This window comes from Allobosea sp. Root381 (assembly GCF_001429395.1).
GTDB lineage: Bacteria > Pseudomonadota > Alphaproteobacteria > Rhizobiales > Beijerinckiaceae > Allobosea.
The window spans coordinates 614,308-637,033 of the sequence record NZ_LMJT01000001.1; the positions used below are offsets into that span (position 1 = coordinate 614,308).

Here is a 22,726-nt window from a genome sequence, read left to right on the forward strand (position 1 = left end):
CTATGCCGGCGAGGCTCAGGAATGGGTCCCGGGTCTCCGCTGCGCTCCGCCCGGGACGACGGCGCGGATTTCATGGAAAAAACGTGCTGGATCACAGCCGCTTCGCGACCTCTTCCAGCATCACCTCGGTGGCGCCGCCGCCGATGGCCTGAACGCGGGCGTCGCGGGTCATGCGCTCGATCGCGCTCTCGCGCATGTAGCCCATGCCGCCATGGAACTGCAGGCAGGCATACATCACCTCGTTGACCAGTTCGCCGCAATAGGCCTTGACCATCGAGACCTCGCGGGTCGCATCGATCCCCTGCGCGTCGAGCCAGGCGGCGTGATAGACGAGCTGCCGGCCGGCCTCGACCTTGGCCGTCAGCATGGCGAGCTTCTGGCGGATGGCCTGCTTCTCCCAGAGCGGCGCGCCGAAAGCTTTTCGCGTCTTCACATAGTCCAGCGTCAGATCGATCGCGGCTTGCGCCTCGCCCATCGCCATGGCGCCGATCACCGTGCGCTCGTTCTGGAAATTGCTCATGATCGCGTAGAAGCCGCGCCCCTCCTGACCGAGCAGGTTCTCGGCCGGCACGCGGCAATCGACGAAGGAGAGCTCGGCGGTGTCGGAGGAGCGCCAGCCATGCTTGTCGAGCGCACGCGAGACCGTGAAGCCGGGTGTGCCCTTCTCGACAAGGAAGATCGAGACCGATTGCGAGGGCCTGGCAGTCGGATCGGTCTTCGCGGCGACGCAGTAGAGATCGGCATGGACGCCGTTGGTGATGAACATCTTGGCGCCGTTGAGGACGTAATGATCGCCCTCGCGCCGTGCGGTGGTGCGGATGCCCTTCACGTCAGAGCCGGCATCGGGCTCGGTGACGGCGACCGCGACGATTGTCTCGCCGGCGATGACGCCCGGAAGGTACTTGTCCTTCTGCTCTCTCGAGCCGGCATTGGCGATATGGACCGAGGCCATGTCGGTGTGGACCAGCGCCGTGATGGCAACGCCGGAGAAGGTCGAGCGGCCGAGTTCCTCGGCCAGGACGACGGTCGCCAGCGTGTCCATTTCCGAGCCGCCGTAGTCGCCGGGATAGCGGATGCCGAAGAAGCCGAGCTCGCCCATGCGCTGCAGCACCGCGCGGGGGACGAAGCCGTCCTCCTCCCATTGCAGCGCGTGCGGCTTGATCTCGGTCTCGACGAAGCGGCGGACCTGGTCGCGCAGCGCCTCGTGCTCCTCGGTGAAATAGGGCGAGCGGCGGGCGCCTTCGTTGAGCTTCTCGACGGCCGACATGGAAGCCTCCCTGCTTGACCGCGGCTGCGCGATCTGACTACCTACCGGACGGTAGGTGAAATGCCAATGGCGTTCAAGCGTCATTGCGAGCGCAGCGAAGCAATCCAGGGGCGGCCGCACTCTACGTCTCCTGGATTGCTTCGTCGGCTTCGCCTCCTCGCAATGACGGTGGAGCGGGATGGCATGAGTGGCACGATAACGAGCGCGGTTTCCCCTCCCCCACTCACCACGATGATCGACACCTTGCGCGAGCGCCATGCTCTCGTCGCGCAGGGCGGCGGCGACCGCTTCCGCGAGCGCCACGAGTCGCGCGGCAAGATCATGGTGCGCGAGCGGATCGACCTGCTGCTTGATCCGCAGACGCCGTTCCTGGAATTGTCGCCGCTCGCGGCCTGGGGGCTCTACGGCAACGAGGTTCCGGGCGCCGGCATCGTGACGGGCATCGGCACCGTCAGGGGCCGGGCCTGCATGCTGATCGCCAATGACGCGACGGTAAAGGGCGGCTCCTTCTTCGCCGAGACGGTCCGCAAGCATCTGCGGGCGCAGGAGATCGCCGAGGAGCACCGCCTGCCCTGCCTCTATCTGGTCGATTGCGGCGGCGCGTTCCTGCCGGAGCAGGATCGGGTCTTCCCGGACCGGGACCATTTCGGCGGCTCCTTCTACAACCAGTGCCGGATGTCGGCGGCCGGCATTCCGCAGCTCTCGATCGTCTTCGGCGGCGCCACGGCGGGCGGCGCCTATATCCCGGCGCTCTCCGACGAGGTGGTGATGGTGAAGGGCACCGGCCGCATCCATCTCGGCGGGCCGCCGATCGTGAAGGCCGCGATCAACGAGATCGTCGATGGCGAGACGCTGGGCGGCGCCGAGATGCATACGCAGGTCTCGGGCGTCGCCGATTATATGGCGCTGACGGAGATGGAGGGGCTGGCGAAGCTGCGCGAGATCGTCGGGGCGCTCGGCGAGATCGGCCGGATCGCGCCGCCGCCGCAGCCCGTCGCCGCGCCGCGGCAGGATGCGGCGGAACTCGCCGAGCTGGTGCCGACCGATCTGCGCCGCCCTTACGACGTGCGCGAGGTGATCGCCCGCATCGTCGACGACAGCGCTTTCAACGCCTTCAAGCCGGATTACGGCGCGACGCTGGTCACCGGCTTCGCCCATATCCACGGCTATCCGGTCGGCATCCTCGCCAATAATGGCGTGCTGTTCTCGGAGAGTGCGGCCAAGGGCGCGCATTTTATCGAGCTCTGCGACCAGCGGCAGATCCCGCTGCTGTTCCTGCAGAACATCACCGGCTTCATGGTCGGCACGGAAGCCGAGCGCGGCGGCATCGCCAAGCACTCGGCCAAGCTGGTCTATGCCGTCTCGAATGCGCGCGTGCCGAAATACACCGTGTTGATCGGCGGCTCCTACGGCGCCGGCAATTACGGTATGTGCGGGCGCGGCTTTAAGCCCCGCTTCCTGTTCTCCTGGCCGAATGCGCGCATCGCCACGATGAGCCCGGAAGTCGCCGCGACCGTGGTGACGGAACTGCGGCGCCAGTCGCTGAAGGGGACGGCCGACGAGGCCGCGATTGCGGCGCTCGATGCAAGGACACGGGCCCAGTTCGAGGAGCAGAGCGACCCCTATCACGCCACGGCCAGGCTTTGGGACGACGGCATCATCGAGCCGGCGCAGACCCGCGACGTGCTGGGCCTGTGCCTCTCGCTCGCAGCCGGAGAGCCGCGCGATACCGGTCCGCGGCCGGTGTACCGGATGTGAGCGGCGCCATGTTCTCCACCGTCCTGATCGCCAATCGCGGCGAGATCGCCTGCCGCATCATCCGGACCTGCCGGAGGCTCGGCATCCGCACCGTCGCCGTGTTCTCAGAGGCCGATCGCGAGGCGCTGCATGTGCGCCTCGCCGACACGGCCGTGCAGATCGGCCCGGCCGCGGCGCGCGACAGCTACCTGCGCGCCGACAGGATCGTCGAAGCCGCCGTCGCGACCGGCGCGCAGGCGATCCATCCGGGCTACGGCTTCCTTTCGGAGCGGCTCGACCTGATCGCGGCCTGCGAAGCGAACGGCATCGCCTTCATCGGCCCCTCGGCCGCGGCGATCGACGCGATGGGCGACAAGATCCGCTCGAAAGCGATTGCGCGCGAGGCCGGCGTGCCCGGCGTGCCCGGCTATGACGGTGCCGACCAGGCGCCCGGGACGCTGCGACGCGAGGCGCTGCGCATCGGCCTGCCGGTGATGGTCAAGGCCTCGGCTGGCGGCGGCGGCAAGGGCATCCGCAAGGTCGAGCACGAGGCGGAGCTCGAGGGTGCGATCCAGGCCGCAGCACGGGAAGCCCAGGCCGCCTTCGGCGACGGCCGGCTGCTGATCGAGAAGTTCGTGACGCGGCCGCGCCATGTCGAGGTGCAGGTCGCGGGCGACCGGCACGGCGATATCGTGCATCTTTTCGAGCGCGACTGCTCGGTGCAGCGCGCCAACCAGAAGCTGATCGAGGAGGCGCCCGCCCCTCACCTGCGCGACGAGACGCGAGCCGCCCTGCACGGGCATGCGCTGCGGCTGGCGCGGGCGATCGGCTACGACAATCTCGGCACGGTCGAGTTCCTGGTCGATGCCGCAACACAGGATGTGTTCTTCCTCGAGATGAACACGCGGCTGCAGGTCGAGCATCCGGTAACCGAGGCGATCACCGGGCTCGACCTGGTGGAATGGCAGCTGCGCATCACGGCCGGCGAGCCGCTGCCACTGAAGCAGGACGCCATCACCCGCTCGGGGCACGCGATCGAGGCGCGGCTGACCGCCGAGCGCGCCGATGAGGACTTCCGGCCCGATACGGGGCGGATCGCACTCTGGCAGGCGCCGGAGGGGCTGCGCGTCGACAGCGGCGTGGAGGCCGGAAGCGTGGTCTCGACCCATTACGATTCGCTCCTCGCCAAGGTCATCGCCCATGCGCCGGATCGCGGCGCGGCGGTGCGCAGGCTCGCCGAGGGGCTGGACCGGATGGTCGTGCTCGGCCCCGGCACCATCAGGCCCTTCTTGATCGACGCGCTGCTTCAGCCGACCTTTGCAGAGGGCGCCTCGACGACGCTCTTCCTCAAGGAAAGCTGGCCCGGAGGCTGGCAGCCGGTGCCGCAAGAGAACGACGAGTTGCGCGCGGTGGCCGCTGCGCTCTGGCTCGCTTCCGGCGAGACGAGCCCCGGCGCGGCCGGGCCGTGGCAATCGCTGGGCGGCTTTCGGCTGCTGGCCGCGGCCGGCCGGCCCGCGACAGCGCACCTGCTCGTCGGCGGCAGGCAGGGCGCGGCGCGGCTGCGGGTCGAGACGCATGACGGCTTCCTGCGCGTCCGCGGCAGCGAGGCGAGGCACGACATCGCAATGCGGCGTGGCGGGGGCACCGCTTGGGCGGTCAGCTCCGGCGGGGTCACGGCCGCGGCCCATGCGATCCGCGACGCGGATGGGCTGCTCCTGCGCTATCGCGGCTTCGAAGGCCGGATCGGCATCGCGCTTGCGGTCGAGGCGCAGGCCGCGGCGCGCAGCGCCGGCAGCGAAAACGGCGGCAGCCTGAGGGCGCCGATGCCGGGCAGCGTCGCTGCCATCCATGTGGTAGAGGGTGAAGAGGTCGAGGCCGGGCAGGTCCTGCTCGTGCTGGAATCGATGAAGCTGTTCATCGAGCTGAAGAGCCCGGCCGGCGGCCGCGTCGCGCGGGTTGCGGCCAAGGCCGGCGCCACCGTCGCCGCGGGCGAGACACTTGTCGTGTTCGGTGAGCAGGCCGGCAGCTGAACCGGCGGCGGCCACGCAGTTTGTCGAGCACGACATCTCATGTTGAGATCGGTCGCCAGCCGCGCGCGCGCCGGGCGGCGAGATCGATGAGGTAGTCGAGACCGCCATCGCCCAAGCCCATCCGGGCATCATCCGCCGATCGCACAGCCAAGGAATCCTGGAGGCTCGACACTCAATCGAGCGACAATTTTGCTCGGGAAAATTCACTCCGCCCAGACAATATCAAACTATATAGTAGAACCGTATTGATCAGACCGATCAAAGCGTCATAGCCTCTACGTAAGCTCCACAAGAGAGCCCCAACGGGAGGAAACGTGATGCCAAGGAGACTGATCACCTGCGTGATCGGTGCGGCGCTCGCTTTCGCGGCCGTACCCAGCAGCGCCCAGCAGGCCATCGAACTGCACGGCGCCTCGCAATTCAACGACGACCACGCCTTCACCAAGGCACTCGCCAAGTTCGGCGAGTCGGTGAAGGCCTGCTACGGCAAGCCGATCAATTTCGTGCTGCACAAGAACAGCGAGCTCGGCCTCGAGAAGCAGTATTTCGAATACATGGCGGCCGGGCGCGCTGTGGATTACGCGATCGTCTCGCCGGCGCATATGTCGACCTTCTCGAAGGCCGCGCCGTTCATCGATGCGCCGTTCCTGTTCCGCGACCTGGCGCATTGGAACAAGGTGCTCGACCAGGACCTGCTCAAGCCCATCGCCGACGAGATCGCCAAGCGCTCCGACGTCATGCTGATCGGCTATGCCGGCGGCGGGACGCGCAACATCTTCGTCAACAAGCCGGTCAGCAACATGGCCGAGATCAAGGGTCTCAAGGTACGCGTCCAGGGCGCACCGATCTGGAGCCGCACCTTCCAGGCGGCTGGCATGGCTCCGACCGTGATCGCCTATAACGAGGTCTATAACGGTATCCAGAACGGCGTCATCGCCGCCGGCGAGAACGAGGCCGCCGGCGTCGAGGCGATGCGCTTCTACGAGGTCGCACCGCAGCTCGCCCTGACCGAGCATGCGATCACGATCCGCCCCCTCGCCTTCTCCGGCAAGACTTTCCGCAAGCTGCCGAAGGACCTGCAGGACTGCGTCGTCAAGGGCGGCAAGGAAGGCGGCGCGCATGGCCGGCAGGTCGAGTCCAGCGAGGATACAGCCAAGCTCGAGGCACTGGAAAAGGCCGGCAAGCTGAAACGCATCCCCTTCGCGGACCGCGCGGCGATGAAGCAGGCGGTCGATCCCGTGCTGATCGAATACGCCAAGGAGATCGACGCCCTGGCCATCCTGGAGAAGATCAACGCCGTCCAGTGACACGGCGTCGATCCCCGTCGCGCCGCCGGATTCCTCCGGCGGCGTCCTTCCAGCAAGTCCTCTCTCCGGAGCGCGCCCCTCCATGAGCGTGAGCAGCCTCGATTCGCCGGGCGCCCTGCGCCGTTTCACCAACGCCTATTACCGCATCCTCTGCACCCTGCTCGCGACCATGCTCGCGATCCTCATCATCCCGGTCACCGTCCAGATCTTCTCGCGCTTCACCGACCTCATCCCGCACTACATCTGGACCGAGGAGATGGCGCGGTTCCTGTTCTGCTGGACGATCATGATCGGCTCGATCGTGGCCGTGCGGGAGGGCGCGCATTTCGACGTCGATCTGTGGCCGGTGCTGTCGCCGCGCGGCAACGCTCTGCTGCGGCTGTTCTCGCGGCTCTGCATCCTGATCGTCGCCTTCGTCTTCCTCTGGATGGGGATCGAATTCACCGAGCAGGCGTTCTACCGCACTTCGGAGCTTGCCGACCTGCCGCTCTGGGTGATCCACATCGCCTGGCCCATCGCCGGCGCGAGCTGGACCCTCTTCATCCTCGACATGATGCGGGACGACCTCGCCATCCTGAACGGATCGCGCGCATGACCGGCTCCGTCCTCTCTTCGGGCCAGGCGGCCCTGATCCTGTTCGGGCTGTTCTTCGGGCTGATGGCGCTGCGCGTGCCGGTGGCCTTTGCGCTGGCGCTGGCCTGCCTGCCGATCCTGCTGATCGAACCCCGGCTGTCCTCCAGCATCCTGCTGCAGGAGACCTTCAACGCCTACAACTCCTTCATCCTGCTCGCGGTGCCATTCTTCCTGCTGACCGCCAACCTGATGAATGTCGGCGGGATCACCGACCGCCTGATGCGGCTCTCGCGCAGCATGGTCGGGCATTTTCCCGGCTCCCTGGCGCAGATCAACGTGGTGCTGTCCTTTTTCTTCGCCGGCATCTCGGGCTCGTCGACGGCGGACGCTGCGAGCCAGTCCCGCATCTTCATCGAGGCCCAGCGCAAGGAGGGCTATGACGACAGCTTCACGGTGGCGATCACCGCCGTCTCCTCCGTGCTGGCGGTGATCATCCCGCCCTCGATCCTGATGGTGGTCTGGGGCGGCACGCTGACGACCTCGATCGGCGCGTTGTTCCTGGCCGGCATCATTCCCGGCATCCTGATCACTGTCGCGCAGATGGCGACCGTGCATGCCTATGCGAAGCTCCGGAACTACCCGACCTATGAGCGCGCGAGCTGGGGCGAACTCGGCAAGGGGCTGTGGATCTCGATTCCCGCCCTGATGACGCCGCTGATCATCATCGGCGGCAAGGTCTTCGGCTGGTTCACAGCGACGGAATCGGCCTGCATCGCCGTTCTCTATGCAGTGTCCCTGTCGATCCTGATCTATCGCGAGATGGATCTGAAGGGGTTCTATGCCGCCCTGCTCGACAGCGGCCGGTTCTCCTCGATCGCGCTGTTCTGCGTCGGCACCGCGACCGCCTTCGGCTGGCTGATGGCCTATTACAAGATGCCGGAGGCCATCCTGGCCGGCGTCTCGACCTGGGGGCTCGGCGTCACCGGCATGGGCTTTCTCGTCGCCGGCGTCTTCCTCATCGTCGGCTGCTTCCTGGACGCGATCCCGGCGATCATCATCGTCGGCAGCATCCTGCAGCCGCTGACCCTGTCGGCAGGAATGGACCCGGTTCATTTCGCGATGATCGGCATCGTCTCACTGGCATTCGGGCTGGTGACGCCGCCCTATGGGCTGTGCCTGTTGATCGCCTGTGCCATGGCCGAGATGCGGATGATCGACGTGCTCAAGGACGTCATGATCATGCTGATGCCGATGTGCATCGTGCTGGTGATGATCATCCTCTGGCCGCAGATCGTGCTGTTCCTGCCCGGCCTGATCTCGCCGGAATTCCTGAACTGAAGCCAGGGCCGCAGCCGAGGCCCCGGTCGTATAGCCCCGCCACGCGCGGTGGGTCCCGATGCGCAGGCGGCGATGGACAGGAGGGGCCGGAACGCTTTCACTCGCTCGCGCTCCCGGCGCAGGATGCGCCCTTCCTCCGAGACGACAGGCTTAAGCCCATGCCGATCCATCACTTCCACCCCACCAGCTACTCCAACGTGATGGGCGGCCGCCCGGCCGTGCTGACGGTCGCGCCTGGCGACACGGTGATCACGCAGACACTCGATGCGGCGGGAACCGATCACGAGGGCGCACAGCGCGCCCCACGCGGCAACCCGATGACCGGCCCCTTCGCAATCGAGGGTGCCGAGCCCGGCGATGCGCTGCTGGTCACGGTCGAGCGGATGACGCCGACCCGCGCGACCGGCTGGACCTATTCGCCGGTCTCGGCCCAGGTGGTCGAGCCGCGGATGGTTGCGGAGCTTGCGAAGAGCACGCGCTTCGAATGGGCGATCGACGCCGAGGCCGGCACGGTCGCCCTGATCGGCGCCTCCGAGCGCGTCTCGGGCTGGCGCTTCCCGCTCATGCCGATGCTCGGCTGCTTCGGGGTCGCGCCCGAGCGCGGCCAGGCGATCTCGACCGCGACCAGCGGCCCCTATGGCGGCAATATGGACTATCGCGCCTTCGGCCCCGGCGCGACCATCGCCTTCCCGGTCTCCGAGCCCGGCGGGCTGCTCTTTCTCGGCGACGGCCATGCCTGCCAGGGCGATGGCGAGATCGTCGGCACCGGCATCGAGACCAGCTTCGAGGTCGAATTCACCCTGAACCTGCGCAAGAAGGCGAGCGGGCAGTGGCCGCGCTGCGAAACCGCGACGGACGTCATGACGCTGGCGAGCGGCCGCCCACTGGACCAGGCGCTGCAATCGGCAACGAGCGAGATGATCCGCTGGCTCGTCGAGGATCTCGGCATCGATGCGGTCGAGGCCAGCCATCTGCTCGGTCAGATGGTGCGCTACGACGTCGCGAACGTCTTCAACCCCGCCTATTGCGTGGCCTGCCGCCTGCCGAAGAACGAGATCACGCGCGGGCTGTCGCTGCTGAGGTAGCAGCGGGATCGTGCCTCACGCACCCGGCCCGGCGCTGGTTGCATGAATCTGCCGGTCATCCGCTGCCGGTTCAGCCTCCGCCTCGCCAAGCAGCTTGGCGGCGAGCGCCTTGAGCAGAGCCGAGTGTTGGCTCTGCTGCTGTATCCACCAGAGGTTGATCGCCAACAGGCAGACGAAAGCGAGGCCGATGGCGATAACATCCTCCGCCGCCAGCCCATAGGCGCCGAAGATCGCGAGGGGTGCGAGATAGGGCAGATAGCTGCCGAGCGTCGGCAGAAGGCCGGTTCTCGATGCGGCGACCTGCGCCAGATAGCTGCGCTCCTCGGCAGTGAATCGGATTTCCGCCACGGTCCGGCGCCTCCATCGCTTCGTTACCGCTTGTTATGCCATCGGCCCGGCAAAGGGAACGCACCACAAGGTGGAAGCAGGCCAGCCGAGTCCGGCAGCCACTGAGCTCAATCTCAAACGGACTCTCAGGCGGCCGAGGCGCCTCGTCGTCAGCGAAGGACGTTCGGGGGCAGCGGCGGCTCCGCATTGAGCAGCGTGATCGTCACCCGTCGGTTCGGCGGGAGGTAGGGATTGTCGGGGAAGACCGGCTCGGTATCGGCGCGCCCCACCACGGAGACGAAGTGGTCGTTGGGGAGCCCAGCACCCGAGAGGATCTCGCGCACGGCGAGCGCGCGCCCGCTGGTGAGGCTCCAGGGTTCGACGTCCCGAACCGAGCCCGGGCGCGCGGCAGCCGTATGGCCGGTGACAGACAGGCGGTTGGGTAGCTGGCGCAGTGCGGGCGCGAGCGCCTCCAACACGAGACGGGTGCGCTCGTAGGGCTGGACCGAGCCCTCGCGGAACATGGGGCGGCCGTACTCGTCGACGAGGGAAACGTTCAACCCCTCCTTGCTCGGCTCGATCACGATGTTACGCGACAGCTCGGCAAATTCGGGCATGCTCTGGAGCGCCTGCCGGATGCTGGCCGCGGCACTGAGTTGGGCCTGCAGGTCGGCGGCCGGGCGGTTGGCCTCGCGGTCGCTGGCGCGGCCCGAGTTGGTCCGGCGCGTTCCGTCCTCCTGCCCGGTGGTGCCCATCGCCGCGTCGCGGGGCGCCGACGACTTGTTGCCTGACTTGTCCAGGGCGGTGCCCATCAGGATGCCGCCAGCACCACTGGTGCTGGGGCTCAGAGCCGTCGTCGGCGCGAAGTATTCCGCCAGGCCGTCCTTCTGCTCCTGCGTCGTCATGCTGATCAGCCACATCAGCAGAAAGAACGCCATCATGGCGGTCACGAAGTCCGCATAGGCGATCTTCCAGGCGCCGCCGTGGTGCGCATGAGCGGCCTTCTTGACCTTCTTGATGATGATCGGCTGGGTGGGCTTGGTCATCGAGTCCCTACCGGAGATTGGGTCAGATGTTGGCGGGCAGAGCGGCGGTTGCTGCTTCCACTTCGCTGAAGGTCGGGCGGACGTCGCTCATCAGAGCCTTGCGGGCGAATTCGACCGCCATCACCGGCGGCTGGCCGCTGATATGGGCGAGAAGGCCCACCTTGAGGGAAAGGAAGTATTTGGATTCCGCCTCGAAGGTGCTTTTGAGCGATGCCGCCATGGGCGCGAAGAAGCCGTAGGCGACGAAGACGCCGAAGAAGGTCCCGACGAGCGCGCCGCCGATCAGATGTCCCAGCACCTCCGGCGGCTCCTTGATCGCTCCCATCGTCTTGATCACGCCGAGCACGGCGGCGACGATGCCGAGCGCCGGTGTTCCGTCGGCGATCGACTGCATGGCCGAAACGATACGCTCCTGCTCCTGGTGGTGCGTCTCCAGTTCCTCGTCCATGATAGCGTCGATCTCGTGGACGTTGTTGGCGCCCATGGTCAGCATGCGCATGTAGTCGCAGACGAACTCCACCGCATGATGGTTCGCTGCGAAAGTCGGGAAGGCGTTGAACAGCGTCGACTCGCTCGGATTTTCAATGTGCTGCTCAACCGCGAGCATGCCCTTCTGCTTTACAAGTTTGTACAAGGAATACTGCATCCCCAGCAGTTCGACATAGCATTCCTGCTTGTACTTGGGGCCCTTCAAGATCGTGCCGAGCATACTGGGCACGGCCTTGAGCACCGGCGCGGGGTTGCCGATGATGAAGGCACCAACCGCTGCGCCGAGGATGATAACGAACTCGAACGGCTGCCAAAGGACGAGGAGGTGGCCACCCATGGCCGCGTAGCCGCCGAAGACGCAGACGAAGACGATGATTGTGCCGACGATCAGCCGCATGGTTTGCCACCCTCGCGCCACGGCAGGTACAGCCCGCGCGAAGCCACTACTGGTCCGAATGAACGATCAAGGTTAACGGCGAGTTTAGAGCCATGGGCCCGCAGGTTTATAAGCGTCGTCGCCGTCGTCCAGCCCATGGACTTGGCGTACATGTATTCCTTGACGCCCTCGGGAATTTTCGACTGCTCCAGCCGATCCTTCAGGAAAATCTCGCCAAGGGCTCGCGCATTGGCGGGCAGGTTCGGATCCGCCAGCGCCTCGAAGAACTTTGATCTCGGAGTATAGGCTCGTCTGGCCGATGCCCAATGTCTGCGCGACCAGCTTGGGCAGAGAAGCCGGAGTCCTGTCGTGGTGATCCGTTTTCGTCCTCAATCGCCCGCATTCAGGGGAACACAACGGAGCGGGTGAGAACGAAATTGACTGCGGGTCAGCGGCTCCGCGATTTGTTCAATTGTTCGGGTAAAAATGGGTCGGACAATTCAGCTACGGCGACTTTCGACCAGGCTTAAGGGTCGGAGCGTGCTGCCGCCGAAGCGCTTGAAATGAAACGCGCGACACTTCAGGCCGACTCGATTTGCGCCATGTGTCGCCGGCTCGCCAGCCGGGCCACACGCACGAATGAGCAGCTTTCATGCCTCAATATCGGCCGAGGCCACCGCTCTCCTTTTGGTAGAGGAGCCGGTGACATTTCATCGAGTATGCCGGAAATCCCAACGAACACCGCTGAACGCCAGTGGACCGAAAACACAGAAAAACCGGCCTTTAGGGCCGGTACGTGAACGTCTGCGAATGCCGGTGAACGGGAATGTGGTGCCGCTTGAGGGATTCGAACCCCCGACCCCCTCATTACGAATGAGGTGCTCTACCAGCTGAGCTAAAGCGGCGACGGGTGGGGCTGTATCAGCAGGACCGATGCTTGGCAAGACGAGATGGCCGGCAAACACAGCATCGTACCGGGCAGGCCGTGGGCGCCCTCCCTCTTTTTCAGTCCTTGCGCAGTTTCTCGGTTTCCGGCTTCTCCTGCCCCAGCGCGACGATGCCGCGCCGGATCGCCCGGGTGCGGGTGAAGTGCTTGTGCAGCGTCTCGCCGTCGCCGAACCGGATGGCCCGCGTCAGGACCGCCAGATCCTCGCTGAAGCGACCAAGCATCTCCAGCACCGCGTCCTTGTTGTGCAGGAAGACGTCGCGCCACATCGTCGGGTCGCTGGCCGCGATGCGGGTGAAGTCGCGGAAGCCGCCGGCCGAGAACTTGATCACCTCGGACTGCGTCACGGTCGCGAGGTCCTCGGCGGTGCCGACGATGTTGTAGGCGATCAGATGTGGCAGGTGGCTGGTGACGGCCAGGACGAGATCGTGATGGCTCGCGGTCATCACCTCGACGATGGCACCCATCCCTTCCCAGAGTTGACGCGTGCGGGCGGTCGCCGCCTCGTCAGTGCCGTCCGGCGGCGTCAGGATGCACCAGCGATTGAGGAAGAGGCTCGGAAAGCCGGCATTGGGGCCGGAATTCTCGGTGCCGGCGACTGGATGCGCCGGGACGAAATGCACGCCGTCGGGCAGATGCGGCGCAACCGCGTCGATCACGGCGCCCTTGACCGAGCCGACATCGGAGAGGATCGCGCCCGGCTTGAGCGCGGCTGCGATCTCGGCCGCGACGGCACCGCAGGCGCCGACGGGCACGCAGAGCACGATATGGTCGGCCTCGCGCACGGCGTCGGCCGCGGTCTCGGCGATCTCGTGGCCGAGGTCGAGTTCGCGCGCGCGGGTGCGCACGACCGCGTCGCGGTCGTAGAGGACGACGCGGCCGGCGAGGTTCAGATCCTTGGTAGCATGGGCGATCGAGGAGCCGATTAGCCCGATGCCGATAATCGCGAGGCGCCCGAAGAGCGGTTCCGAGCGGCGCGGCGCAAAACTCTGCTGGGCGAACTGAGAGGACTGCGCCATCACGCCCCCAGGAATTCAGCCAGAGCGGCGACGACCAGACGGTTCGCCTCCTCGCTGCCGATTGTCATGCGCAGCGCACCGGGCAGGCCATAGGCGCCGACGCCGCGCAGGATCAGCCCGCGCTGGGTCAGGAAGGCATCGGCCTCCTTGGCGGTCCTGCCCGGCGTCGTCGGGAAATGGATCAGGATGAAGTTGCCGACCGAGGGCGTGACCGTCAGGCCGAGCTTCTCCAGTTCGGCGCTGGTCCAGGCCAGCCATTTGTCGTTGTGCTCGATGGCGGCCGCCACATGCGCCTCGTCGGCGATGGCCGCGGCTCCGGCCTCGATCGCCGCGCCGTTGACGTTGAACGGGCCACGGATGCGCTCCAGCGCGTCGATGATGTGGGCCGGGCCGTACATCCAGCCGATGCGCAGATTGGCAAGGCCATAAATCTTCGAGAAGGTGCGCGTCATCACGACGTTCTCGCTCTCGGCAACCAGTTCGAGCCCGGAGGCGTAGTCGTTGCGGCGGACATATTCGGCATAAGCGGCGTCCAGCACGAGCATGACGTTCGACGGCAGCCCGGCATGCAGGCGCTTGACCTCGTCGAAGGGCAGATAGGTGCCGGTCGGGTTGTTGGGGTTGGCGAGGAAGACGATCTTCGTCTTCGGCGTCACCGCCGCGAGGATGGCGTCGACATCGGCGGTGTAGTTCTTCTCCGCGACGACGACGGGCTTGCCACCGGCCGCCAGGATCGCGATGCGGTAGACGAGGAAGCCGTGCTCGGTGAAGACGCCCTCGTCGCCCTCGCCGATATAGCCCTTGGTGACGAGCTCCAGCAATTCATCCGAGCCGTTGCCACAGATGATGCGGGCGGAGTCGAGGCCGTAGCGGCCGGCAATCGCCTGCTTGAGCTTAGTCGACGAGCCGTCGGGGTAGAGTTCGAGCTTTCCGGCCAGGCCGGCGAAGGCCTCGATCGCCTTGCGGCTCGGCCCGAGCGGGGTCTCGTTGGAGGAGAGCTTGTGCAGCTTGACGCCGGCCGGCGCGGCCGACTTTCCGGGAACATAGGCCTCGATGTCGAGGACGCCGGGGCGGGGAACGGGGCGGGAGGCGGCGGTCATGGCGCTGGGCTTTCGGGTTCCACCCCCGCACGGTCATCCCGGACGGAGCGAAGCGGAGATCCGGGATCCATGCCTGAACCGTTCCGGCATGGATCCCGGGTCTCCCTTTGGTCGCCCGGGATGACGGCGTCGAGGATGATCAGATCAGGAGCATGAGAACTTACGAACGGACGGATTTGAAGGCGAAGCGGGCGGCGTGGCTGCCGATCTCGGAGAAGTCGCTCAGGCCCGCGGGCTCCAGCGCCTTGCGGATGGCATCCTGATCGGTCTCGCCCGCGGCCGCGACCAGCAGCGAGAGATGCGAGCCGTCGGCGGCGGAGGCCGAGACCTCGGCGAGATGCTGGGCGAGGCCCGCGCGCAGGCTTTCCGACCAGCGCTCGACACGCGCCGCATAGAGCACGATCTCGCGCATGGCGGCATCAGCCAACGGCTTCGCGACGCAGTAGACCGGAGTTCCGGCGGGGTGGTTCGGCCGCTCGATGAAGGGCAGCCGCGCGATGATCTTAGGCGCGTCCGCGCCGATCAGGTCCCGCCACCAGATGCCGGCGCTGGCGCCCTGGTCCATGCGGAAGATGCCGAGATCGCCGGGCGAATCCGCCACCGCCCGGATGACGGCACGGGCATCCTCATGGGTGACGAAGGGAACCGTGAAGCCGAAATGGAAGCGAGCGGAATCGCGCATCGCCGCATCGCCGCCCGAGACGTCGGCATGGACGGAATAATTCGCCTGCACATAGGTGAAGGTCGCGATGATGATGCGCCAGATGCCCTCGATCGTATCGAGCGGCAGCAGCCCTTTATGGCGCAAGGCGAGGCGCTTCATCATGTCGGCCTCGCGGCCGGGGCGGAAGGCCGAGCCCGAGGCCTGCGTCTTCTTCACCGAGATCAGCGTCTCGATGATCGATGAGCGCTCCATCAGCAGCGCATGCATCTCGGCATCGATGCGGTCGATCTCGGAACGCAGATCGGCAAGGGTCGTCGGAGCGGCTTCGGTCATGATGGCAAGACGCGCTTCTCGGCTGAATTCCTCAGCCTCCATCCTGAAGAGCAGGCGTCAGGCTTGCGTCTTGAAGGATGATCCAGAGGGCGCTGGAACATCCTTCAAGACGCCGCTTCGCGGCCCCTCAGGATGAGGGCTCAAGGTTGGGTTAGGCTCTTAGCGCTCCCTTCACGCCTTGGCAAAGCCGCCATACGCATCGCCGCGTTGACAGAACGCGCACATCGCGGCATCGCTAGAGTTCGATTTTTCGAACAAGCTGACCGGCAAGACAAACTATCCCGTCGAAGCGGACAAGAATGAGCGATTTCTCCTCGAGCCTGGCCGACCCGCTAAAGGAGGCCAACGAGCCCACAAGCGAGCTCGTGCGCTTCGGCCCCGACACGCCCCTGATGATGGATTGCGGCGTCGTGCTCGACCATTGGCAGATCGCCTACCAGACCTATGGTACCTTGAATGAGGCCCGGTCCAACGCGATCCTGGTCTGCCATGCGCTGACCGGCGACCAGCATGTCGCGAGCCGAAATCCGATTACCGGCAAGGGCGGCTGGTGGACCTCGATGATCGGCTCCGGAAAGCCGATCGACACCGACCGCTTCTTCGTGATCTGCGCCAATGTGATCGGCGGTTGCACTGGCACCACGGGGCCCGCCTCGACCAACCCCGAGACCGGCAAGCCCTGGGGGCTCGCCTTCCCGATGGTGACGGTCCGCGACATCGTGCGGGCGCAGCGGCATCTCATCGACTCGCTTCGCATCGAGACGCTGTTCTGCGTCGCGGGCGGCTCGATGGGCGGCATGCAGGTGCTGCAATGGGCTGCCAGCTATCCGGACCGCGTCTTCTCGGCCCTGCCTCTGGCGACCGCCGCCAAGCATTCGGCGCAGAACATCGCCTTTCACGAGGTCGGCCGGCAGGCTGTAATGGCCGATCCGGACTGGCGCGGCGGCCGCTACCTCGAGGAGGGCACGCGGCCTTCCAAGGGGCTTTCCGTGGCGCGGATGGGCGCGCATATCACCTATCTCTCGGAAGCGGCGCTGCACCGTAAATTCGGCCGCAAGCTGCAGGACCGCGAGGCGCCGACCTTTTCCTTCGACGCGGATTTCCAGGTCGAGAGCTATCTGCGCTACCAGGGGCTCTCCTTCGTCGAGCGCTTCGACGCGAATTCCTATCTCTATGTCACCCGTGCGATGGATTACTTTGATCTTGCGGCGGACCACGACGGCGTGCTGGCGAAAGCCTTTGCCGGCACCAAGACGCGGTTCTGCGTGGCTTCGTTCACCTCCGACTGGCTGTTCCCGACGACGGATTCCCGCGCGATCGTGCATGCGCTGAACGCGGCCGGCGCCTCGGTGTCCTTCGTCGAGCTCGAGAGCGACAAGGGTCATGACGCCTTCCTGCTGGAAGAGCCGAACCTGTTCGCGACAACGCGCGGCTTCATCGACGCAGCGGCAAGGGCGCGGGGGCTGTGACGATGAGCGCATTCCATTGTCATTCCGGGGCTTCGCGCCGCGAAGAACCCGGAACACACGACCGGGCCCGGCGAGAAAGGACGCTCGTTCGATCGGCCTCATCCGGTCGTGGGTTCCGGGTTAGGCCCTTTGGGCCGCCCCGGAATGACAGGTGGAGAGCACTGTGACGACACCCGACCTCCACACCAACCGCATCGACCTGAAGCTCGTCGCCGAGATGGTGGCGCCGGGCTCGCGCGTGCTCGATGTCGGCTGCGGCGATGGGCAGCTGCTCTCGCTGCTGGCCGAGACGCGCAATGTCGATGCGCGGGGAATCGAGCTGTCGCGCGAAGGCGTTGCCGGCTGCGTCGCGCGCGGGCTCTCGGTGATCCAGGGAGATGCAGACACCGACCTCTACGAATACCCGGACGATTCCTTCGACTACGTTATCCTCTCCCAGACCATCCAGGCGACGCGCAACCCGCGCCTCGTGCTGGAGCAGATGCTGCGCATCGGGCGGCGCGCCATCGTCTCCTTCCCGAATTTCGGCCATTGGCGTATGCGCGGCCAGGTCTTCTTCCTCGGCCGCATGCCGGTGACGGACGCCCTGCCCTATAGCTGGTGGGACACGCCCAACATCCATTTCTGCACGATCCGCGATTTCGTCACGCTCTGCGACGCGATCGGCGCGGTGAAGGAGCGCGCGGTCGCGCTCGACGCGGCAGGCGGTCGCGTCGGCGTCAGCGCGCCCTGGTGGTTCTGGAATCTCTTCGGCGCGCAGGCTGTATTCCTGCTGAAGCGGCCGGGCCAGGCCTGACTACTCCGGCCGCTGGAAGGCGACGTCGTAGAGCCCGGCAGGCTGGAAGGCGAAGAAGGCCATCGGCCAGGCGGCCGCGCGCGCGAAGTCGGTCGCGGCGCGATGGACGCCGTATCGCCCGAGCCAGGGGTCGATATGCGCGAAATCGTTGAAGACGAGATAGCCGCCCGGCCGAACCTTGGGCGCGGCCGCCAGAGCGTCGCGATGGCAGCCCTCATAGGAATGGTCGGCATCGATATAGACGAAATCGAAATGCGCGTCGGGGAAGCCGGCGACGACCTGATGAGTGAAGCCGAGATGGCGGACGACCTCGCTGCCGGTCAGATCCCACGCATCGAACAGGGAATAGTCGATGTCGACGAGATGCAGTTCGGCGGGCCGGCAGCGCGCAAGGATCTGCCGCGCGAAATCGCCGCGATAGGTGCCGAGCTCTGCGATCCGCCCCCCCTTGGGCAGACGGTCCAGCATGGCTTCGCGGGAGGCGCAGAAGGTGCAGTCGGCAAGGAGTTCCTCGGGCAGGCCGGGGACGGGATGAGCATCGCCGAGGCTGCGCGCGAGACGGTAGGCCCGGCGGATCGGCTCGGGCATACGCGTCCGGGCTCGCATCTCGAGCCGCTTCAAGGTCTCGCGCAGCACCCCAATACCCTCTCTCGCCATTCCCGGCTGCGCCGGTAGCAGCAAAGAGCCCTCGCGCCAATGCCCAAGCGTCAAATGGGCGCCCGGCCTTGCGGCAGCGGGCGCCCGAGCTCGTGGCGACGTCAGTTCAGCGGCACACCGGCGGGGCGCTTCTCCTTCACCGCCGCGATATCGCCGAGCATCAGGCTCGACGGGCCGACCGTGACCGGCACCGTCTCGCCATCATGGATCCTGCCGGCGAGCAGGAGCTCGGCCAGCGGGTCCTGCACCGACTTCTGGATGACGCGCTTCAGCGGGCGCGCACCATAGGCCGGGTCGTAGCCCTTGTCGGCGAGCCACTGCCGGGCCTCGCTCGACAGCTCCAGCGTGATCTTGCGATCGACCAGGAGCCTGGCGAGGCGGGCCATCTGGATGTCGACGATCGCGCCCATATCCTCCCGGCGCAGCCGGTGGAACAGGATGATGTCGTCGATACGGTTCAGGAATTCAGGCCGGAAGGCCTGCCTGACCACACCCATCACCTCGTCGCGGACCTCCTCGCTGTCATGGCCCTCGGCCTGGTTCACCAGGAATTCCGAACCGAGATTCGAGGTCATGATGATCAGCACGTTGCGGAAATCGACCGTGCGGCCCTGCCCATCGGTCAGGCGGCCGTCGTCGAGCACCTGCAGCAGGACGTTGAAGACGTCCGGATGCGCCTTCTCGACCTCGTCGAAGAGCACGACCTGATAGGGTCGGCGCCGCACCGCTTCCGTCAGCGCCCCGCCTTCCTCATAGCCGACATAGCCGGGAGGCGCGCCGATGAGACGGGCGACCGAGTGCTTCTCCATGTATTCGGACATGTCGAGACGCACCATCGCGGTGTCGTCGTCGAACAGGAACGAGGCCAGCGCCTTGGTCAGCTCGGTCTTGCCGACGCCGGTGGGGCCCAGGAACATGAACGAGCCGATCGGGCGGTTGGGGTCCTGAAGACCCGCGCGCGCCCGGCGGACCGCGGTCGAAACGGCCTCGACCGCCTCGCGCTGGCCGACCACGCGGGCGGCCAGGACCTCTTCCATGCGCAGCAGCTTCTCCTTCTCGCCTTCAAGCATGCGATCGACAGGCACGCCGGTCCAGCGGCTGACGATCTGCGCGACATGGTCGGCCGTGACGGCCTCTTCGACCATACCCGAACTGTCGCCGATGGCCTCGATCTCCGCCAACGTCTTCTCGAACTGCGGGATCTCGCCATAGGCCAGCTCGCCGGCGCGCTGGTATTCGCCCTTGCGCTGCGCCTGGGCCAGTTCGTTGCGGGCGTTGTCGAGCTTTGTCTTGAGTTCGGCTGCGGCGCCGAGCTTGTCCTTCTCGGCCTTCCACTTCGCGGTGATCGTGGCGGATCGCGATTCGAGATCGGCGAGCTCCGATTCGAGCCGCTTCAACCGCTCCTTCGACCCGGCATCGCTCTCCTTCTTCAGCGCCTCGTGCTCGATCTTCAGACGGACGATCTCGCGGTCGATCGAATCCAGTTCCTCGGGCTTGGAGTCGACCTGCATGCGCAGCCGCGCCGAGGCCTCGTCGACGAGGTCGATCGCCTTGTCGGGCAGGAAGCGGTCGGTGATATAGCGATTCGAGAGCGTCGCGGCCGAGACCAGCGCCGAATCGGTGATGCGGACGCGGTGGTGCTGCTCGTATTTCTCCTTCAGGCCGCGCAGGATCGAGATCGTATCCTCGACCGTCGGCTCGTCGACGAAGACGGGCTGGAAGCGCCGCGCCAAGGCAGCGTCCTTCTCGACATATTTGCGGTACTCGTCGAGCGTGGTCGCGCCGACGCAGTGCAGATCGCCGCGCGCAAGCGCGGGCTTCAGCAGGTTGGACGCGTCCATCGCGCCATCGGTCTTGCCGGCGCCGACGAGGGTGTGCATCTCGTCGATGAACAGGATGACGCCGCCATCCGAGGACGAAACCTCGTTCAGCACCGCTTTGAGCCGCTCCTCGAACTCGCCGCGATACTTCGCACCGGCGATCAGCGACCCCATGTCGAGGGCTAGCAGTTCCTTGTCCTTCAGGCTCTCGGGCACGTCGCCATTGACGATGCGCAGCGCGAGCCCCTCGGCGATGGCGGTCTTGCCGACGCCGGGCTCGCCGATGAGAACAGGGTTGTTCTTCGTCCGGCGCGACAGCACCTGTATCGTGCGGCGAATCTCCTCGTCGCGGCCGATGACCGGGTCGAGCTTACCCTCGCGAGCAGCCGCGGTGAGATCCCGGGCGTACTTCTTCAGCGCGTCATAGGCCTGCTCGGCGGAGGCGGAATCGGCAGTCCGGCCCTTGCGGATCGCTTCGACTGCGGCATTCAGATTCTGCGGTGTGACACCGGCGCGGGCGAGCGCCTTGCCGGCCTCGTTGTCCTTCTCGACCGCCAGCGCGAGCAACAGCCGCTCGACCGTGACAAAGCTGTCGCCGGCCTTCTCGGCCGCCTTCTCGGCGGTGTCGAAGACGCGCGCGAGCGCAGGCGTCAGGTTCAGGCCGCCAGAGCCGCCCGAAACCTTCGGCAGCTTGGCCAGCGCCGCATCGGTGAGCTGCAGGGCGAGCTTGGCATTGCCGCCCGAGCGGTCGATCAACCCGGCAGCCATGCCCTCATTGTCGTCGAGCAGCGCCTTGAGCAGATGCTCCGGCGTGAACTGCTGGTGGCCCTCGCGCAGCGCAATCGTCTGCGCCGCCTGGAGGAAACCCTTCGACCGGTCGGTGTATTTCTCGATGTTCATCTCATCACTCCGCCCACCGGAGCGCCCCGTAGCAGCGTCGTCCGGTTGCCTTTCGTCAGGATGGAGCTCCCGATCGGGCCGCCCCTCGGCATCAGAGATAGGTGTGGCATCCGCGCAACGGAAGAGGGCTGGCACGCAATTGACCTGGATCAAATCCGGCGCGCAGGATGGGCCATGGCAGGCACCCAGCGACAGCAATCCATCCGCAAGGCGCTCCGGGCGCTGGCACCGGGGATTCCGCTCTCCGATGCGCAGGCCGTGGTCGCGCTCGCAGAGCGGCGCCACATGAAGGACCTGCCGCCGACGACGGCGCTCTGGCTCGCACTCGGCAGCCATGTGCGCCATGTCCATACCGATTACGAGCAGTTGCTCGCCGATGGCTATGACCGCGAGGCGGCGCGCTTCTTCGTCGTCGAGGAGACCGATGCCGTGCTCGCCGGCTGGGGCTGCCAACGTTCGGTTGCCGATCTCCCTGAGGTGGAGGAGGAGGCCGTCCGAAGCCGCATTTCAACCCGGTGACCGAGGCGTTCGATCCTGCACCGGCCTGCCGAAACCGCATGCCGATTCCCGGGCGGATGCGCTAATCTGCAATCCCGTTCCGGACCGGAATCTCCCTGATGCGCATCGCCTCGCTCTATCGCTATCCCGTCAAGGGGCTGTCGCCTGAACGCCTGACCTCCGCCGCTCTCCGGGAGGGCGGCTACTTTCCGGGCGACCGGCTCTTCGCGATCGAGAACGGGCCATCGGGGTTCGACCCGGCCGAGCCCGTCCACCAGCCCAAGATCAAGTACCTGATGCTGATGCGCAACGAGGAGCTGGCAACGCTGCGCACGCGCTATGACGACGACAGCCGCGATCTCGTCATCGCCCGGGACGGGCAGGAGGTCCTGCGGGCCAGCACCGTCACACAGAGCGGGCGCGACGGCATCACCGCGTTCTTCGAGGACTTCATGCCGGGAGCGCTGCGAGGCGTGCCCCGGTTGCTGCAGGCGCCCGAGGGCTATCGCTTCACCGATTCGCGCTCGGGCTTCGTCTCGATCATCAACCTCGCCAGCGTCGCCGACCTGACGGCGCGCCTCGGCCGGCCGGTCGATCCACTGCGGTTCCGCGGCAACATCATGGTCGAGGGGCTGGAGCCCTGGGCGGAGCTGGAGCTCGCCGGCCGCGAGCTGACAGCGCCGTCCGGCACCAGGCTGCAGGTGATCAAGCGGATCGAACGCTGCGCCGCGACCAATGTCGATCCGCAGACCGGCGAGCGCGACCTGCAACTGCCGAAGACGCTGATGACCACCTTCGGCCATGTCGATTGCGGCATCTATTGCCGGGTCCTCAGCGGCGGCAGGCTCGTCGAAGGCGAGCGGCTGGAACTGGTCGAGGCGCCCGCCGTTCTGGGCGTCGCATAGGCCACGAAAAAGGGGCCCTCGCGGGCCCCTTGATCATCGATCGA

General features: G+C 66.4%; 19 protein-coding genes and 1 tRNA gene. 10 read left to right on the plus strand and 10 right to left on the minus strand.

The window, feature by feature from the left end:
* Window positions 1-91 precede the first annotated feature (91 nt).
* Complete coding sequence (locus ASE63_RS02885; protein ID WP_056796119.1) at window positions 92-1,267, minus strand: acyl-CoA dehydrogenase family protein; 1,176 nt, start codon at window positions 1,265-1,267, stop codon at window positions 92-94.
* A gap of 183 nt (window positions 1,268-1,450) precedes the next feature.
* Here ASE63_RS02885 and ASE63_RS02890 point away from each other — a divergent pair, with 183 nt between their 5' ends.
* From ASE63_RS02890 to ASE63_RS02915, 6 genes are all read left to right on the plus strand, one after another.
* Window positions 1,451-3,025: a carboxyl transferase domain-containing protein gene (locus tag ASE63_RS02890; RefSeq protein WP_056796634.1), complete on the plus strand. Its 1,575-nt coding sequence runs from the start codon at window positions 1,451-1,453 to the stop codon at window positions 3,023-3,025.
* Window positions 3,026-3,033: 8 nt separating this feature from the next.
* The gene (locus ASE63_RS02895; RefSeq protein ID WP_056796121.1) at window positions 3,034-5,034 is read left to right on the plus strand and encodes a biotin carboxylase N-terminal domain-containing protein; all 2,001 of its coding nucleotides are present in this window, start codon (window positions 3,034-3,036) and stop codon (window positions 5,032-5,034) included.
* A gap of 317 nt (window positions 5,035-5,351) precedes the next feature.
* Window positions 5,352-6,341: a TRAP transporter substrate-binding protein gene (locus ASE63_RS02900; protein ID WP_056796123.1), complete on the plus strand. Its 990-nt coding sequence runs from the start codon at window positions 5,352-5,354 to the stop codon at window positions 6,339-6,341.
* A gap of 82 nt (window positions 6,342-6,423) precedes the next feature.
* Window positions 6,424-6,936 (plus strand): TRAP transporter small permease, encoded by a 513-nt coding sequence (locus ASE63_RS02905; RefSeq protein WP_056796126.1) that lies wholly within the window; start codon window positions 6,424-6,426, stop codon window positions 6,934-6,936.
* Complete coding sequence (locus ASE63_RS02910) at window positions 6,933-8,252, plus strand: TRAP transporter large permease (RefSeq protein WP_056796129.1); 1,320 nt, start codon at window positions 6,933-6,935, stop codon at window positions 8,250-8,252. The genes ASE63_RS02905 and ASE63_RS02910 overlap by 4 nt, the downstream gene beginning before the upstream one ends.
* Before the next feature lie 158 nt (window positions 8,253-8,410).
* Window positions 8,411-9,337 (plus strand): acetamidase/formamidase family protein, encoded by a 927-nt coding sequence (locus tag ASE63_RS02915; RefSeq protein ID WP_056796132.1) that lies wholly within the window; start codon window positions 8,411-8,413, stop codon window positions 9,335-9,337.
* 15 nt (window positions 9,338-9,352) lie between these two features.
* Here the strand turns inward: ASE63_RS02915 and ASE63_RS02920 are convergent, their stop codons facing one another.
* The 7 genes from ASE63_RS02920 to ASE63_RS02950 all read right to left on the minus strand — a co-directional run bounded on the left by ASE63_RS02920 (window position 9,353) and on the right by ASE63_RS02950 (window position 15,637).
* Complete coding sequence (locus tag ASE63_RS02920) at window positions 9,353-9,685, minus strand: hypothetical protein (protein WP_056796135.1); 333 nt, start codon at window positions 9,683-9,685, stop codon at window positions 9,353-9,355.
* A gap of 149 nt (window positions 9,686-9,834) precedes the next feature.
* On the minus strand, window positions 9,835-10,710 hold the full coding sequence (locus tag ASE63_RS02925) for a flagellar motor protein MotB (RefSeq protein ID WP_056796138.1): 876 nt from the start codon (window positions 10,708-10,710) through the stop codon (window positions 9,835-9,837).
* A gap of 22 nt (window positions 10,711-10,732) precedes the next feature.
* Entirely contained in the window at window positions 10,733-11,596 is an 864-nt protein-coding gene (motA, locus tag ASE63_RS02930; protein ID WP_056796140.1) for a flagellar motor stator protein MotA, read from the minus strand.
* Window positions 11,597-12,404: 808 nt separating this feature from the next.
* Window positions 12,405-12,480, minus strand: a tRNA-Thr gene (locus tag ASE63_RS02935).
* A 100-nt stretch (window positions 12,481-12,580) separates the two neighbouring features.
* On the minus strand, window positions 12,581-13,540 hold the full coding sequence (locus ASE63_RS02940; RefSeq protein ID WP_056796143.1) for a prephenate/arogenate dehydrogenase family protein: 960 nt from the start codon (window positions 13,538-13,540) through the stop codon (window positions 12,581-12,583).
* The gene (hisC, locus tag ASE63_RS02945; RefSeq protein WP_056796147.1) at window positions 13,540-14,640 is read right to left on the minus strand and encodes a histidinol-phosphate transaminase; all 1,101 of its coding nucleotides are present in this window, start codon (window positions 14,638-14,640) and stop codon (window positions 13,540-13,542) included. Before hisC ends, ASE63_RS02940 begins: the two co-directional genes overlap by 1 nt.
* A gap of 160 nt (window positions 14,641-14,800) precedes the next feature.
* Window positions 14,801-15,637, minus strand: coding sequence for a chorismate mutase (locus tag ASE63_RS02950; protein ID WP_056796638.1), 837 nt, complete (start codon window positions 15,635-15,637; stop codon window positions 14,801-14,803).
* 299 nt (window positions 15,638-15,936) lie between these two features.
* Between ASE63_RS02950 and ASE63_RS02955 the strand changes: the two genes are divergently transcribed.
* On the plus strand, window positions 15,937-17,106 hold the full coding sequence (locus ASE63_RS02955; RefSeq protein WP_056796149.1) for a homoserine O-acetyltransferase: 1,170 nt from the start codon (window positions 15,937-15,939) through the stop codon (window positions 17,104-17,106).
* A gap of 163 nt (window positions 17,107-17,269) precedes the next feature.
* Window positions 17,270-17,902, plus strand: coding sequence for a methionine biosynthesis protein MetW (metW, locus tag ASE63_RS02960; RefSeq protein ID WP_280137432.1), 633 nt, complete (start codon window positions 17,270-17,272; stop codon window positions 17,900-17,902).
* Here the strand turns inward: metW and ASE63_RS02965 are convergent, their stop codons facing one another.
* On the minus strand, window positions 17,903-18,559 hold the full coding sequence (locus tag ASE63_RS02965; protein ID WP_082609582.1) for a class I SAM-dependent methyltransferase: 657 nt from the start codon (window positions 18,557-18,559) through the stop codon (window positions 17,903-17,905).
* 101 nt (window positions 18,560-18,660) lie between these two features.
* Window positions 18,661-21,279: an ATP-dependent chaperone ClpB gene (gene clpB, locus ASE63_RS02970; protein WP_056796154.1), complete on the minus strand. Its 2,619-nt coding sequence runs from the start codon at window positions 21,277-21,279 to the stop codon at window positions 18,661-18,663.
* 174 nt (window positions 21,280-21,453) lie between these two features.
* Between clpB and ASE63_RS27665 the strand changes: the two genes are divergently transcribed.
* Window positions 21,454-21,798, plus strand: coding sequence for a DUF2293 domain-containing protein (locus ASE63_RS27665; RefSeq protein WP_056796156.1), 345 nt, complete (start codon window positions 21,454-21,456; stop codon window positions 21,796-21,798).
* 98 nt (window positions 21,799-21,896) lie between these two features.
* Window positions 21,897-22,682: an MOSC domain-containing protein gene (locus ASE63_RS02980; RefSeq protein WP_056796158.1), complete on the plus strand. Its 786-nt coding sequence runs from the start codon at window positions 21,897-21,899 to the stop codon at window positions 22,680-22,682.
* Window positions 22,683-22,726 lie beyond the last annotated feature (44 nt).